The sequence below is a fragment of the Actinacidiphila rubida genome, from assembly GCF_900110255.1.
In the GTDB taxonomy this organism is placed as follows: domain Bacteria; phylum Actinomycetota; class Actinomycetes; order Streptomycetales; family Streptomycetaceae; genus Actinacidiphila; species Actinacidiphila rubida.
Genome location: NZ_FODD01000011.1, coordinates 92,296 through 107,636 on the forward strand (window position 1 = coordinate 92,296; position 15,341 = coordinate 107,636).

Annotated in this window: 11 protein-coding genes and 1 pseudogene; 4 read left to right on the forward strand and 8 right to left on the reverse strand. The window is 72.4% G+C overall.

What is annotated here, in order from left to right; all coding sequences use genetic code 11:
• Window positions 1–21 precede the first annotated feature (21 nt).
• Entirely contained in the window at window positions 22–549 is a 528-nt protein-coding gene (locus BMW99_RS13235; RefSeq protein ID WP_245791421.1) for a MarR family winged helix-turn-helix transcriptional regulator, read from the reverse strand.
• 199 nt (window positions 550–748) lie between these two features.
• Between BMW99_RS13235 and BMW99_RS13240 the strand changes: the two genes are divergently transcribed.
• Window positions 749–1,294: a YceI family protein gene (locus BMW99_RS13240; protein WP_075016846.1), complete on the forward strand. Its 546-nt coding sequence runs from the start codon at window positions 749–751 to the stop codon at window positions 1,292–1,294.
• Window positions 1,295–1,441: 147 nt separating this feature from the next.
• Here the strand turns inward: BMW99_RS13240 and BMW99_RS13245 are convergent, their stop codons facing one another.
• The 5 genes from BMW99_RS13245 to BMW99_RS13265 all read right to left on the reverse strand — a co-directional run bounded on the left by BMW99_RS13245 (window position 1,442) and on the right by BMW99_RS13265 (window position 7,411).
• A complete protein-coding gene (locus BMW99_RS13245; RefSeq protein WP_075016847.1) occupies window positions 1,442–2,629 on the reverse strand; it encodes a glycoside hydrolase family 6 protein in 1,188 nt (395 codons plus the stop codon).
• Window positions 2,630–2,822: 193 nt separating this feature from the next.
• Complete coding sequence (locus BMW99_RS13250; protein ID WP_069466199.1) at window positions 2,823–3,719, reverse strand: carbohydrate ABC transporter permease; 897 nt, start codon at window positions 3,717–3,719, stop codon at window positions 2,823–2,825.
• Window positions 3,716–4,621, reverse strand: a complete 906-nt coding sequence (locus BMW99_RS13255; RefSeq protein ID WP_069466200.1) for a carbohydrate ABC transporter permease — start codon at window positions 4,619–4,621, stop codon at window positions 3,716–3,718. The genes BMW99_RS13250 and BMW99_RS13255 overlap by 4 nt, the downstream gene beginning before the upstream one ends.
• Window positions 4,621–5,964 carry an ABC transporter substrate-binding protein gene (locus tag BMW99_RS13260; RefSeq protein WP_069466201.1) on the reverse strand — a complete coding sequence of 448 codons (1,344 nt, stop codon included), beginning with the start codon at window positions 5,962–5,964 and terminating at the stop codon, window positions 4,621–4,623. Before BMW99_RS13260 ends, BMW99_RS13255 begins: the two co-directional genes overlap by 1 nt.
• 10 nt (window positions 5,965–5,974) lie before the next feature.
• The gene (locus tag BMW99_RS13265; RefSeq protein WP_069466202.1) at window positions 5,975–7,411 is read right to left on the reverse strand and encodes an aldehyde dehydrogenase family protein; all 1,437 of its coding nucleotides are present in this window, start codon (window positions 7,409–7,411) and stop codon (window positions 5,975–5,977) included.
• Between the two features lie 214 nt (window positions 7,412–7,625).
• Between BMW99_RS13265 and pip the strand changes: the two genes are divergently transcribed.
• Window positions 7,626–8,588 carry a prolyl aminopeptidase gene (gene pip, locus BMW99_RS13270; RefSeq protein WP_069466203.1) on the forward strand — a complete coding sequence of 321 codons (963 nt, stop codon included), beginning with the start codon at window positions 7,626–7,628 and terminating at the stop codon, window positions 8,586–8,588.
• A 27-nt stretch (window positions 8,589–8,615) separates the two neighbouring features.
• Here pip and BMW99_RS13275 read toward each other — a convergent pair whose 3' ends face one another.
• Window positions 8,616–9,791, reverse strand: coding sequence for an ROK family transcriptional regulator (locus BMW99_RS13275; protein ID WP_245791422.1), 1,176 nt, complete (start codon window positions 9,789–9,791; stop codon window positions 8,616–8,618).
• 869 nt (window positions 9,792–10,660) lie between these two features.
• Entirely contained in the window at window positions 10,661–11,941 is a 1,281-nt protein-coding gene (locus BMW99_RS13280; RefSeq protein WP_069467196.1) for an alpha-L-fucosidase, read from the reverse strand.
• 305 nt (window positions 11,942–12,246) lie between these two features.
• Here BMW99_RS13280 and BMW99_RS43060 point away from each other — a divergent pair.
• Window positions 12,247–12,705: pseudogene (locus BMW99_RS43060) on the forward strand (discoidin domain-containing protein); the annotation flags it as partial.
• An 861-nt stretch (window positions 12,706–13,566) separates the two neighbouring features.
• Entirely contained in the window at window positions 13,567–15,264 is a 1,698-nt protein-coding gene (locus tag BMW99_RS43065; RefSeq protein ID WP_407640289.1) for a discoidin domain-containing protein, read from the forward strand.
• Window positions 15,265–15,341: the final 77 nt, after the last annotated feature.

Below are 15,341 nucleotides of genomic sequence, written 5' to 3' on the forward strand. Positions count from 1 at the left end.
CGCGGGCGGTCGGCCGAGGCGTCAGCAGGTGCCGGGCGCGGGATCCAGGGAGGCGACGGCGTCGGCGAGGCGGCCGAACACCTCCTCGCCCAGGGGATCGACGACCCGGGTGCGCAGCACCCGCGCGAGGGTCCGCGAGGCGGCGAGCACGCGCTCGGCGCCCGCGGTGGTGAGCGCGGTGTAGGTGACCCGGCGGTCGGAGCCGGAGGGGCGCCGCTCGACGAGTCCGGCCTCGGCGAGCCGGTCCACCACCTTGGTCGTCCCCGCGGTGGAGAAGCCCAGCGCCTGGGCCAGCTGGTTCATGGGCGCGGCCTGGCCCGGCGCGGCCACCAGGAACATCAGCGCCTGGAACGACGAGGGCACCAGGCCGTTCTCCGCCTCGACGTCGGCCAGCAGGCCGTCGGTCATGCGGCGCACCCCGGAGTGCAGGCCGTGCCACTGCTGGAGCAGCGCGAGTTCCCCGGCGCTGGGGGCCGCGTCGCCGCCGAGGTCGATGACCGCCGAGGCGCCGCATCCCGCCGTTCCGTCCGGCTCCATCGGTCCCGCCATGCCGCGCACTCCTGTGTTCCTCTTGCCATCGGTACTGCCGTCCTCAACGGACGCTGTGGTACGGCTCCAGGATAACCGCCCCTGTTGATATCTCGCTGGTGAGCTAATCGCTGGCTACCTAATATCTGGTAGCGTTTTTTTCCTTCGAAGCGATACGACAGCAGGCCGTCGCGCCGGCGCCCTTGAGGAAGGACCACGCATGTCCGACACCACCGGGACCGCGAACAGCGCCCACCCCGTCACCCGTGCCGCCGAGGGTCACTGGGTCCTGGACCCGGCCGGCTCCTCGGTCCGCTTCGCCTGCAAGGGCTTCTGGGGGATGGCGAACGTGAAGGGCACCTTCGGCGATGTCGACGGCCAGGGCGACGTGCAGGGCGGCGCCGCCCAGGGCACCCTGACCCTGAAGTCGGCGTCGCTGGACACCAAGAACGCCAAGCGCGACAAGCACCTGCGCTCCGGCGACTTCTTCGATGCCGAGAACCATCCCGAGGTGGTCTTCACCGCCCGCTCCCTGACGCCGGCCGGTGCCGACGCCGTCGAGGTGGCCGGCGACCTCACCATCCGCGAGATCAGCCGGCCGCTGACCTTCACCGCCACGGTCAGCGACGCGACCGCGGACGCGGCCACCGTCACCGCCGAAGTGACGGTGAAGCGGAGCGACTTCGGAATGACGTGGAACCAGATGGGCAGCCTCGCCGACAACGCGAAGGTGATCGTCACCGCGCGCTTCGTGCACAAGGGCTGAGCGGCGCCGGAGACGGCGCGGCCGCGCGTGCCGCGACCCGCCGGGCGGTAGGTCAGGTCCACCGCCGGGCGGGTCGCGGGGTCGCGGGGCGCGGGGGGGCCGGAACCCCCGGGTCCCGCGGGAGGCGCGGGACCGGACGGCCCGCGGCTACGGCAGCGGGTTCGGGTCGGCGTTGCGCTCCAGTTCGAGGGCCTGCTGCGGGAACCACGCACCGGCCGCCGGGTCCTGGTAGCCGCGCTCCGGGTCGTCGGGCCCCGCGGTGCCGCGGGTGCACTGGCCGTCGGACTGGCCGGGGATCTTCACCCACAGCTTGGCGTCCTGCAACGGGTCGCCGGTGGCCAGGGTGGGCCGGGCGCCGGTGCCGCGGCCGGGCGGGTTGCACCAGTCCTGCGGGGCGGAGTAGACGCCCGCCGGCGGCGTCCAGGGGCCCTGCCCGTTGCGGCTGGTGTCGGTCACGAAGTGCTTCATCGCCGACGGCGCCGTGGTGACGTTCGCGTCGAGCCAGTTCTGCGCGTCGGCGGTCGGCCAGTACTGGTTCGGGCACGCGGCCGCGTCACCGCCGGCCGACACGTAGCTCAGGCAGGACGAGACCAGCTTGCCGTACCAGGCGAGTTCGGCGTCCGAGCGGTAGTTGGAGATGTTGAGGAAGAAGCCGGTGGCGTCGCCGACCCCGCCGGCGATCAGCCGGGGCACGATGTCGTTGACGTTGTGCCAGCCGCTGTGTCCCGCGTCCAGGTACACCTTGGTCCCGGCCAGTGGTTCGAGGGCGTCCACGGCGTAGTGGATCTGGTCGTAGCGCTCGGCGGTCCTGGTGCCCTGCGCGTCGTCCATGCCGCAGTCCGAGGGCAGCAGGGCGAGCGAGTCGGGTTCGAGGATCACGTCGGCGGGCCGGTCGCCGATGCCGGCGCGCACCGCGTCGATCCACGCCTCGTAGTCCGCGGTGTCGGCCGCGCCGCCCGCCGAGTACTGGGCGCAGTCGCGGCCGGGGATGTTGTAGAGCGCGAGCACTGGCAGGGCGTGGCGCCGGGCGGCCGACGCGACCGTCGCCTGCACCGACTTCTGGACGTCGGCGGGGGTTCCGCCGCCGTTGAACCACACGGCCTGCGGGGTCAGCGTCATGGCCAGCACGCCTGCCGCGTCCTTGAGTTGGCGGTGCCGCAGCAGGTCGAGGATCTGCGCCTGCGCGCCGGGGTCGGACGGCGGGGTGTAGAGCGCGGCGGGCGGGGCGGAGTGCGCGGGGGCGGCCGCATGGGCGGGCGCGGCGGCCGTGACGGCCGCCAGGGCGGCGGTGGCGGCGGCCACCGAGAGCGTGCGGGTACGGGCGCGTGCGGTCATGCGGGCGGCTCCTCGGAACGGCGGGCACGGCGAACGGCGTGGGAGCGTACGCCCGTTCGCAAGTGGGAGCGCTCCCATCGCCTCGCATGGAATTAACTCCTCACCGCGGAGTCGCGTCAATCCCCTGTGCGGGCTTCAAGAAGTGAAGCCCGCACAGGGTTCGGGGCCGGGCACAGGCGCGAGCCGCGGTCCCCTACTTGAGGGCCCCCGTCACCAGGTCGATCCGCCAGAAGCGCTGGAGTGACAGGAACAGGGCGATCACCGGGAGCACCGACAGGAGGGTGCCGGTGATCACCAGGGAGTACAGCGACGCCTCGGCCGCCCCGTGCCGCAGCAGGCTGTACAGGCCCACCGTCAGCGGGAACTTGTCGTCGCTGGTCAGCATCACGTACGGCAGCAGGAAGTTGTTCCAGATGGCGATGAACTGCAGCAGGAACACCGTCACCAGACCGGGGCCCATGAGCCGCAGTCCCACCGAGACGAACAGCCGCGCCTCGCCCGCCCCGTCGATCCGCCCGGCCTCCAGCAGGGAGTCGGGGACGGCCGCGCGGGCGTAGATCCGGCACAGGTAGATTCCGTAGGGGTTGAACAACTGCGGCAGGAGCACGCCGAACCGACTGTCCGTCAGTCCTGCCTTGGACAGCAGCAGGTACTGCGGGACGGCCAGCACGATCTGCGGCAGCAGGACCCCGGCGAGGATCGTGTTGAACAGCAGGGTCCGGCCCCGGAAGGCGTACTTGGCGAGCGCGTAGCCGGTCGCGGCCGAGACGAGGGACGCGAGCACCCCGCCGACGGTGGCGTAGAAGAAGCTGTTCAGCATCCAGCGCCAGAAGATGCCTCCCTGGTAGCCGGACAGGTCCCGGACGTTGTGCACGAGGCCCAGGTCGAGGGACGGCACGTAGGTGTCGGTCGAGAACAGCCTGGTGCGGGACTTGGTGGCCGCGACGAGGATCCACAGCGTCGGCACCAGGCAGTACAGCGCGCCCAGGACCAGCGCGGTGGTGGGCAGGACCGCGGCCCGCCCGCGGGTGACGGGCGTGGCGGCTTCGCGGCGGAGGGCGGGTGCGGACGTCCCGGTGACGGTGGTCACTCGGCCTCCTGCGGGATCCGGGACTGGACGAGCCGTGCGGTGGCGAACGACACCGCGAGCGCCGCCGCGGCCAGTACGACGGAGGTCGCCGCGGCGGAGTGGATGTCGGAGTTGCCGAACGCCTCGTCGTAGATGTCCATGAGCGGCACCCAGGTGGAGGACAACGCGTTGGACAGGGGTTTGAGGGTGTTCGGTTCGTTGAAGACCTGCAGGGCGGCGAGCACCGAGAACAGGGTGCACATCACCACGGCCGGCATCACCAGCGGGACCTTGATCCGCAGCACGATCTGCCACTCGCTCGCGCCGTCGAGCCGTGCGGACTCGTGGAGTTCGGGCGGCAGGGCGCGCAACGCGGTGTGGATGACGATCATGTTGAAGCCGACCGCACCCCACACCACCACGTTGCCGACGGAGAAGTACACCGCGACGCGGCCGAAGAAGTCGACGTGGTCGCCGCCGATCGGGCTGGTCGCGGGCAGGTAGAGGAACCCCCACATCAGCGACGCGATGACGCCGGGGACGGCGTAGGGCAGGAATATCGTCAGCCGGGCCAGCCGGGCCGGCCGCCGCAGCCGGGCGCCCTCCAGGTCCAGCAGGACCGCGAAGAGCAGCGCGAGCAGCACGGTGCCGGGCACGGTGATCGCGCCGAGTGCGAGCATCCGCACCACGCCGGACCACAGCGCCGAGTCCCCCAGCACGTCACGGTAGTTGGCCAGGCCCGCGAAGACGGTGTGGGTGCCGCCGCCGAGCAGGCCGCCGTTGACCTTGCGGCGCTGGAAGCTGAGCACCAGCGCGTACCCGCCGGGTGCCGCGACGAACCCGGCGAAGAGCAGGACGGCGGGCAGGACCAGGAGGTACGGGAAGCGGCTGGTCCCGCGCGCACGGACGGTCGTGGCTGCCATCAGCCGACCGTGAATCCGAGCTTCTTCAGGTCGGCCACGGCGGCGCTCTGCATCCCGGTCAGGGCGTCGGTGAACGACCCGCCGGACTGCAGGGCCTTGCCGAAGGAGTCGCTGTAGCCGGTGAAGGTCACGGTGACGTCGGGCCCCCACATCGGGAAGCTGCGGGCGGACGGCGCGACCTGCTTCACCTTCGCGTAGAAGTCCGGCTCGTTCGGGAAGAACGCGGGCGCCGCCTGGAGGATCGGCAGCGAACGCCCGCCGGTGGCGGCCGGGTAGACGTTGATCTGCTTGACCTGTTCGGTGACGGCGGCGTCGTCGGTGTTCAGCCAGGAGGCGAACTGGGCGGCCTCGGCGGGGTGGTGCGAGTCGCTGGTCACGGTGGTGGCCGAACCGCCCCAGATGCCTGTGGTGGTGTCGCCGGCGGTCCAGGCGGGCAGCGGCGCGACCGCCCACTTGCCCTTGGTCGCGGGCGCGATGCCGCCGAGCTGGGCGGGGGCCCAGGCGCCGGAGATCCAGGCGAGCAGGGTGCCGTCGTTCATCTGCTTGTTCCACTGCGGGGAGAACGACGGGTTCTTGGCGACGGCACCGCGGCCGACCTGGTCCTGCCAGTAGGCCGCGACCTTCCTGGTCGGGGCGCCGTCGATGTCCACCTTCCACGAGTCCCCGTCGGCGGACCACCAGTTGGCGCCTGCCTGCTGCGCGAGGCCGGTGAACCAGCCGGGGTCGGCCGCGTCGAAGTTGGTGAGGTAGGACGCGGGGGCCTTGGCGCGCACCGCGGCGGCGGTGGCGGCGAACTGGTCCCAGGTGGTGGGGACGGTGAGGCCGTACCGCTGGAACAGGTCGGCACGGTAGAAGAACATCAGCGGCGCGACGTCCTGCGGGACGCCGTACACCTTGCCCTCGAACGTGGTGCTGCCGAGGGTGGCCCGGTCGAAATCGGCGACGGTGTCCTTGGTGTAGCGGGTGATGTCGCGGACCACGCCCTTGGAGACCAGCGCGGGCAGCGACTGGTACTCGACCTTGGCGATGTCCGGGCCGTTCTTCGCCTCGTGCGCGGTGATCATCTTGGCCACGAGCTGGTCGCCGCCGGCCGGGTTGGAGAGCCTGACCTGGATGCCGGGGTGGCCGGCGTTCCACTTGGCCACCACCTTGTCCATGTGGGGGTCCCAGTCCCAGAAGGTGAGGGTGACCTTGCCCTTGGCGCCGCCGGTGGCCCCGTTCCTGGCGCCGTCGCCGGAGGAGCCGCCCCCGCAGGCCGCCGTGCCCAGCAGCAGACCGGCGGCGAGCAGGGCGACGGCGGCGCGCCGTCCTCCCGCCCTGCGGGTTCTGTCGGTTGCGCTCATGGCTGGTCCCTCAGCTCTCTTCGGTCGCGGGCGCGGCGGCCCAGGCGGGGAGGTTCAACGGGGTGCGCTGGAGGCCGATCCACTGGCGGCGGGTGAAGCCGGGCATCTGGTTCTCCGCGCCGTGCCGGGCGTGGGCGTCGTTGACGTGGACCTCGCCGGCCTGGAGCTGCTCCGCGACGCCGTAGCCGCGGATCAGGTCGCGGGTGAAGACGGAGTTCATCAGCATGGGCAGGCCGTTGGTGAGCGCGATCGCCTCGGCCTCGGTGTCGACGACGGTCACCGGGATGACCGGCCCGAAGATCTCCTCGCGGAAGGCCGGCATCGCGGGCGTGACGTCGGCGAGCACGGTCGGCCGGTAGAACAGCCCGTCGTGGGTGCCGCCGGTGAGCAGCCGGGCGCCCATGGCCAGGGACGGCTCGACGATGGCGCGGTGCACCCGGTCGACCTGGGCGGTGCTGATCAGCGGGCCGAGCACGGTCGTGGGGTCGAACGGGTCCCCGACCGTGAGGGCCGCGGCCCGGCGGGTGACGGCGTCCAGGTAGGCGTCCGCCACCGACCGCACGACGATGTGGCGGCTGGCACTGATGCAGGTCTGGCCCTGGAACTCCAGGGAGGCGATCATCGCGCAGCTCGCGGCGAGCTGCACGTCGGCGTCGTCGAGCACCACGAAGGCGTTGCTGCCGCCGAGTTCGAGCCTGATGTCCCGCAACTCCCCAGCGGCCGCACGGGAGATGGCGAGGCCGACCTCGCGGGAGCCGGTGAAGTCCAGCATGTCCAGGCCCGGGTGGCGGGCGAGCGGCCAGCCGGCCTCCCGGCCGCCGCCGGTGACGACGTTGAACACGCCCGGCGGCAGGCCCGCGTGGTCGGCGGCCGCGGCGAGCGCCTGCCCGCCGATCACCGGGGTCAGCTCGGCGGGCTTGAGGACGACCGTGTTGCCGAACGCGAGCCCGGGCGCGACGGCGCGCATCGCCAGGTTCATCGGGTAGTTCCACGGCGTGATCAAACCCAGCACGCCGAGCGGCACCGCACGGGACAGCGACAGCTTCCCGGCCTTGTACGGCGGCAGGATGTCGCCGGCGTGCTCGCTCACCTGCACGGCCGACAGGGCGAGCTGGCGGATGCTGGTGCCCACCTCGTCCTCGGCCTTGGCCCGCACCCCGCCGGTCTCGCGCATGCTCTGCTCGACCAGTTCGTCGTAGTGGTCCTCCAGGTAGCCGCCGAACCGCCGCAGGTGGGCGGCGCGTTCGGGCGCGGACAGCGCCGCCCACCCGGGCTGCGCGGCCCGGGCGGCGGCCACCGCGCGGTCGATGTCGGCGGCGCCGCCCAGCGCGTAGCCGCCGATGCGCTTGCCGGTGGCCTTCTCCTCCACGGCCTCCGTTCGTCCGGAGGCGGCGGGGACGAAGGCCCCGTCGATGTACAGCCGGCCGTCGCCGGGTTGGGAGGGCATACGGGCTCCAGGGGACGGGAGTTCGGGGTGTCGGGAGGTGCGCGGGCAGGGGTGCGCACGTGCGGCGCGCGAGGCTGTCGCTGCTTTTTCTGCGACTTAAACTAAGTAGTTAGGGATCGGGGAGTCAATCGTCGTGCACGGCTTTTCTGGGCCGTCTCCCCGGCGGGCGCTAATATGACAGCGCTGTTACATCTGCCGCCGGGAGGATTCGCCGATGTCCGAGTTGTATCCGCCGATCGAGCCGTACGAGCAGGGCATGCTCGACGCCGGCGACGGCAACCGCGTGTACTGGGAGGTCTGCGGCAACCCGCGGGGCAAACCCGCGGTGGTCGTGCACGGCGGCCCGGGCTCGGGCTGCACCCCCGGCACCCGGCGGTTCTTCGACCCCGAGCGCTACCGCGTGGTGCTGTTCGACCAGCGCAACTGCGGCCGCAGCACCCCGCACGCGGCCGACCCCGCCACCGACCTCACCGCCAACACCACGCACCACCTCGTCGCCGACATGGAGGCCCTGCGCGCCCACCTCGGCATCGAACGCTGGCTGCTGCACGGCTTCTCGTGGGGCTCCACGCTCGCCCTCGCCTACGCCGAACGCCACCCCGGACGCGTCAGCGAGATCGTCATCTCCAGCGTGACCACGACCCGGCGCTCCGAGACCGACTGGCTCTACCGAGGCGTCGGCCGCTTCTTCCCCGAGCAGTGGGAGCGGTTCCTGGCCGGCGCACCCGGCACCCCCCGCGACGGCGACGTCGTCGCCGCCTACGCGCGGCTCACCGAACACCCCGACGCCGCCGTACGGGAACGGGCCACCGCCGACTGGTGCGCCTGGGAGGACGCGGTGCTCTCCGGCGAGACCAGGGGCGCCGCCAACCCCTACGGCGACCGCCCGACCACCGCCCGCCTGGCCTTCGTCCGGATCTGCGCCCGCTACTTCTCGCACGGCGCATGGCTGGAGGAGGGCGAACTGCTGCGCGAGGCACACCGGTTGGCCGGCATCCCCGGCGTGCTCGTGCACGGCCGGCTCGACATGGGCGGCCCGCTGGACACCGCGTGGGAACTGCGGCGCGGCTGGCCCGACGCGGAACTGACCGTCGTCGAGGACGCCGGGCACCTCGGCACCGAGGAGACCCGCGGCATCGTGCTGCGCGCGCTGGACCGGTTCGCCGCGAACGGCTGAACTCCCGGCCGCGGCGCGGCGGCCGGTCTACCGGCCGCCGGCGGTGAGGAGTTCGTGGACGGGCAGGGTCGCGGCGCCCAGCGCCACCGCCTCCTGACCGAGCCGGCCGATCTCCACGGCCGTGGCATCCGCCAGGTAGTTCAGCGTGTGCCGGCGCATCGCGTCACGCACCGCGGGCAGCATCGCCGGACCCATCGCGGCGCTCACCCAGCCGGAGAGGATCACCCGGTCCGGGCTGAGCAGGTTGACCAGGTTCGCGATGCCGATGCCGAGGTACTCCGCGGTCCGCCGGACGGTCTCCGCCGCCGGGCCCGGCCGGCCCGCCTCGGCCATCAGCGCGGCCACCCGCTGCTCCGTCCCGGACGGACCGGGCCGCGCTCCACCCGACGCCCCGGCGTAGTGCTCCAGGATCGCGTCGGCCCCCACGTACGCCTCCAGGCAGCCGCGCGAGCCGCAGCGGCACGCGGCGCCGCCCGCCTCGACGACGGTGTGCCCCCACTCGCTCGTCGTGCTGGTGACGCCGCCGGGCGAGCCCGTGGCCACCGCCGCGCCCACGCCGACCGCGAGCAGCGCCACGATCGCGCGCTCCGCCCCGCGGCCCGCCCCGCGCCACATCTCGGCCTGCCCGAGCGTGCGGGCGCAGTTGTCGAGGTGCAGCGGCGCGGCCACGTGCGGCGCGAGCAGCCCGCCGAACGGCACGCCCGACCAGCCCAGCGTCGGCGCGTGCACGAGCCCGCCGGGCAGCACGGCCCCCGGCACACCGACACCGACGCCCAGCAGTTCACCCGGGTCGGCCCCGGCCTCGGCCGTGACCTCCTCGATCCCGGCGGTCACGAGCGCGGCCAGCACGGCGGGCTCGGGACTCCCCTCGTCCATCGGGAACGTCGCGGTCGCGACGGTCTCCAGCGTCCAGTCGAAGAGGCCGACCTGCACGTGGGTCTCACCGATGTCCACGCCCACCACCCGCGCGTAGCCCGGCCGCACCTCCAGCAGCGTGCGGGGGCGCCCACCGTCGGAGTCCAGCAGCCCGGCCTCCGCGACGAGGCCGTCGGCCACCAGGTCGGTGACGACGTTGCTGACGGTGGCGGAGCTCAGGCCGGTGGCGCGCATCAGGTCGAACCGGCTCGCGGGGCCGTGCAGGTACAACCGGGTCAGCACGGACGTGCGGTTGTGCCGGCGCAGATCCCTCGTGGTCTGCCCCACGGCGCGCTTCACCGGGCTCCCCCTGACGATGTCGGGCGCCACCCGGCTGCGGCCGAGGTGCCGCGGCCGGGGTGCGGCGGCGCCGGTTCCGGGCACAGCACCCCCTGCGGATAGCGGCACATGTTCACATGCGGTCTCTGGCACATAGTGCCAGATTCTTTGCGGGGAGCGCTCTCCCGCTCCAGGGCTGGGCCCTGCGCGGGTCTGGCGTTCCCAGGGGCGCGGCCCCTCACCACCCCTTCGGCATCCGGGGTGCCCCCGGGGCGCCGTTACCGTCTGCCGGCCGGTGGGTGGTTGCTCGCGCAGTTCCTCGCGCCCCTGATATGCGTGCCCTTTGTCCGTGGGGTCGGGGGCGCTCCGGAAGCGTCTCCTCGGAAATGTGCATACGGGTTCGTCCGCAGTCTTGCCCGGGGGCCGCGCACATTTCTCTGCGGGGAGCACTTCCTCCCCACCCCCTCCCGCTGATCCACCGTGCGGCGGGGGACATCGGACACGGCCAATGTCCTCCCGCAGACGGGGACCGGCCGGAAGGGGACGATCCGGGTGTGTCCCCGCAGAACTGTGCATCCACCCGGGCAAGGACACGGAAGAACGGCGCACGCACAGTTCGAGGAGACACACCCGGAGTGGCCCCTGACCCCACCCACGAACCTGCACCGCCAGGGGCGCGAGGAACTGCGCGAGCAACCACGACGGCGCGGCACACGCCGGAGCAAGCCCCGGGGGCACCCCGGAAGCCGAAAGGGGCGCGGGGAACTGCGCGACAAGCCACGACGAGACCGGCAGACGGCAGCGCGCAGCGCGCGGCACCCCGTTGGCGGGGGGAACCGTTGAGACGGGGGAGCTCCCCGCAGGGGTCCCCGCAGGGGTCAGCCTCGGCCCGCGCCGCGGTAAAGAGAGATCTCGCCGTCCAACTCGACGGCAAGCACCGTCGCGTGGGGATCCACGTCGATCCCGCGCGGCGCGTCGATCCAGAGGACGCCGGGGACGTCGTGGAGCCCGCCCGTGACGTGGTGGCGCAGCTCCGCTCCGGTGCCGAGCACCGTGACCTTCCGCACCGCGTTCCGCAACCCGCGCACCGACACCGTCTCCCGCGGAGCGTCGAAGCACGTCAGGAACAGCGTGCGGCGGTCGGCCGAGAGGGTGCTGGGGCCGTAGTGGTGGCCGGCCGGGAGACCGGCGACGGTGCCGTACACCGCTGCGGAGTGCCGCGCGATCCACGCGCCGAGCCCTTCCAGCCGTTCCGTCTGCTCCGCGGTGACGGTGCCGTCCTCGCGGGGGCCGACGTCGAGCAGGAGGTTGCCGCCGGCGCCGATCGTCTCGGTGAGGTAGCGGACGAGCTGGCCCACCGACTTGTGGCGGTGGTCCTGTCCCTGGTAGCCCCACGAGTCGTTGACCGTCAGGCACAGCTCCCACGGGCCGGCGGGCGGTTCCAGCGGCACGCCCTGCTCGGGGGTGGCGTAGTCGCCGCGGCTGAGCATCCGCGCGTTGAGCACCGTCTCAGGCGTCACCGCCACGATCTGGTCGGCCAGTTCACCGATGCCCCACTGCTCCTCGGAGCGTTCCCACTCGCCGTCGAACCACAGCAGGTCGGGCCGGTAGCGGGTGGTCAGCTCGCGCACCTGGGCGTTGCGGTAGGCCAGGTAGCGGCGCCACGCGGCCGGATCCTCGGCGCCCGGCTCGGGGCTGCTGAGACGGTTGTCGTTGACCGCGGCCAGGTGGGGGTCGGGGTGCGGGTGGCGGACGGTCGGGTAGTCGGGGTGCGACCAGTCCGAGTGCGAGTAGTAGAGGCCGACCTTCAGCCCCTCCTCGCGCAGCGCGTCGGTGTATCCGGCCAGCAGGTCCCGGCCGGCCGGGGTGTCGCGGGCCACCGACAGGCCGCCGGGGGCGGCGGTGTCCCACAGTGCGACGCCGTCGTGGTGGCGGGCGGTGAGCACGGCGTACCGGGCGCCGGCGCGTGCGAACAGCCGGGCCCAGGCGCGCGGGTCGTAGGCGGACGCGGTGAAGCCTGCGAGCTGCTTCATGTACGCCTCGCGCGTCATCTCGCCCGTGTAGAACGCCCAGGACTCGGGGACGCCGTCCACGGCGTAGATCCCGTAGTGCAGGAAGATGCCGAGCTTGGCGTCAGGGAACCAGGGCTGCATGGGCATGGGGTACGTCCTCAGCGCGGAAGAGGGTCGAGCGGCGGCGGGTCGAACAGGGCCGCCGGGGGCGGGTTCAGCAGGCAGGGCAAATACATCGGAGGTATGGCTGGGCGAGGTCGACCTTAGGCCCATGACCGGCGGCGATCAATCCCGGTACGGTCCGATCCCTTGACACCCCCGAAATCGAGCCGCGACCATCGGGTCCGTCAGGAGAGCGCTCTCCCAATCTCCCCCCTCACCGTCTCCCCGGGAGTCGCACTCCCACCTCCTGCCACTTCGTCCCTCACCCTTCCCCCACAGGAGACTTCGGCATGAGAGCGTCGGCGCACCCGCCCGTCCGGGTGCTGATCCCGGCCCTACTGGCCCTGTTCCTCGCGCTGTATGCGCTGGCCGTGCCCGCCACCCCCGCCCACGCGGCCGACACCCTGCTGTCGCAGGGCAAGCCGGCCACCGCGTCCAGCACGGAGGGCGCCGGGTACGCGGCGTCCGCCGCCGTCGACGGCGATCCCGGCACCCGCTGGGCCAGCGCCTGGAGCGACCCGCAATGGGTCCAGATCGACCTGGGCGCCTCCGCGAACCTCAGCAAGGTCGTCCTCACCTGGGAGAACTACGCCACGGCGTACCAGATCCAGGTCTCCGACGACGCCACGCACTGGACCACCGCGTACTCCACGACGACCGGCACGGGCGGTACCCAGACGCTGCCGCTGAGCGCGTCCGGCCGCTACGTGCGGATGTACGGCACCACCCGGGTCAACGGCTACGGATACTCGCTGTGGGAGTTCCAGGTCTACGGCACCACGGGCGGCGGGAGTTCGGGCGGCACCACCGGCGGCACCGGCGGTTCCGGCGGCACCCCGCCCGGCACCTGGACACCGGTGTGGAGCGACACCTTCGACGGCGCCGCCAACACCCCGCCGTCCAGCGCGAACTGGATCACCGACACCGGCACGGCCTACCCGGGCGGCGCCGCCGACTGGGGCACCGGCGAGGTCGAGACGGCCACCGACTCGACCGCCAACGTGGGTCTGGACGGCAGCGGCCATCTCGACCTCACCGCGCTGAAGTCCGGCGGGAGCTGGACCTCCGGGCGGATCGAGACCCAGCGCAGCGACTTCACCGCCCCGGCCGGCGGCCAGTTGATGATCTCCGCGACGCTCAAGCAGCCCGACCCGGCCAAGGCGCTGGGCTACTGGCCGTCGTTCCGGGCGATGGGCGCCGCCTACCGCGGCAACACCTCGACGTGGCCGGCGGTCGGCGAGAGCGACATCATGGAGGACGTCAACGGCCGCGAGCAGCTGTCCGCGACGCTGCACTGCGGCACCGCGCCCGGCGGCAACTGCGCCGAGTACGACGGCGTGACCAGCGGGCTGGCCACGTGCACCGGCTGCCAGAGCGGGTACCACACCTACGCGGAGGTGGTGGACCGCAGCACCTCCGACGAGCAGATCCGCTGGTACCTCGACGGCCGCCAGGTGTGGCAGGTCGACGAGTCTCAGGTGGGCGTCGCCACCTGGAACGCGGCCGTGCACCACGGCTTCTACGTCGACTTCAGCCTGCGGATCGGCGGTTCGTACCCGAACGCGGTGTGCGGCTGCACCTCGCCGGCCGACGACACCTCCTCCGGCGGCGTGCTGAGCCTGGACGACGTCACCGTCGCGCAGAGCACCGGCAGCGCACCGCCGCCGCTGACCGACCCGCCGGTGCCGACCGGCGCCAGCAGCGTGCACGTCACCGGGAGCCAGGGTGCCTGGCAACTGACGGTGGACGGCAAGCCGTACCAGGTGAAGGGGATGACCTGGGGGCCGGCGACGTCGACCGCCGACGCGCACATGCGCGACCTCAGGGCGATGGGCGTCAACACCCTGCGGACGTGGGGCACCGACGCGAGTTCCAAGCCGCTGCTGGACTCGGCCGCCGCGTACGGGCTGAAGGTGATCAACGGGTTCTGGCTCAACCAGGGCGCGGACTACGTCAACGACACGACGTACAAGACCAACACGCTCAACGACATCAAGAACTGGGTGACCACGTACAAGGACCATCCCGGCGTGCTGATGTGGGACGTCGGCAACGAGGTCATCCTCACCACCCAGGACCACTGGTCGGGCGACCAGATCGAGCAGGAACGCGTCGCCTACGCGAAGTTCGTCGAGCAGGTGGTGCAGGCGATCCACGCGATCGACCCCAACCACCCGGTGACGTCGACGGACGCGTGGACCGGTGCGTGGCCGTACTACAAGCAGTACACGCCCTCGCTCGACCTGTACGCCGTCAACTCCTACGGCGCGGTGTGCAACGTCAGGCAGGACTGGGTCAGCGGCGGCTACACCAAGCCGTACATCGTCACGGAGTCCGGTGAGGCCGGCGAGTGGGAGGTGCCGAACGACGCCAACGGCGTGCCCACCGAGCCGACCGACGTGCAGAAGCGGGACGGCTACCTGTCCGCGTGGAACTGCATCTCGGGCCACACCGGGGTCGCGTTGGGCGCCACGCTCTTCAACTACGGGCAGGAGAACGACTTCGGCGGCGTGTGGTTCAACGTCCGCCCGATGGGCTGGAACCGGCTCACGTACTACTCGGTCGCCAAGGACTACGGCGGCAGCCCCCAGGCGGACACCCCGCCGGTGATCGGTGCGATGACGCTCGGCACCCCTTCCTCGGTGCCGGCCGGCGGCACGTTCACGGTGAGCGCGCCGGCCACGGATCCGGACGGCGACCTGGTGCGCTACAACCTGGTCTACTCGTCGAAGTACGTGGACGGCGGGACGGGTCTGCGGCAGGCGACGTTCACGCAGACCGGGGACGGGCAGTTCACCGCCACCGCGCCGCGCACGCTGGGCGTGTGGAAGGTGTACGTGTACGCCTTCGACGGTCACGGCAACGTGGGCATCGAGACCCGGTCGTTCCGGGTGGTGGCCCCGCCGGTCGCGGGCACGAACGTGGCGCAGGGCAGGCCGGCCACCGCCTCGTCGTACCAGCAGACGGGCACGGGCGCGCCGTTCCCGCCCTCCAACGCCACCGACGGCTCGTGGAGCACCCGTTGGGCGAGCGACTGGAGCGACCCGCAGTGGATCCAGGTCGACCTCGGCCAGGTGACGGCGGTCAAGCACGTGCAGCTGGGCTGGGAGTCCGCGTACGGCAAGGCGTACCAGGTGCAGGTCTCCGCCGACGGGAGCACGTGGACGACGGTGTACTCCACGTCGTCGGGCGCCGGCGGGGTGGACACCCTCGACGTCAGCGGCTCCGGGCGCTATGTGCGTGTCTCCATGACGCAGCGGGGAACCACGTACGGGTACTCGCTGTACGAGTTCGGGGTCTACGCCTGACGCCCTTGGGGGCGGGGTGCGCGGGTCCGGAACCGGGCCGGAACGGGGGCGCACCCCACCCCATCAGGGGCGTCGCA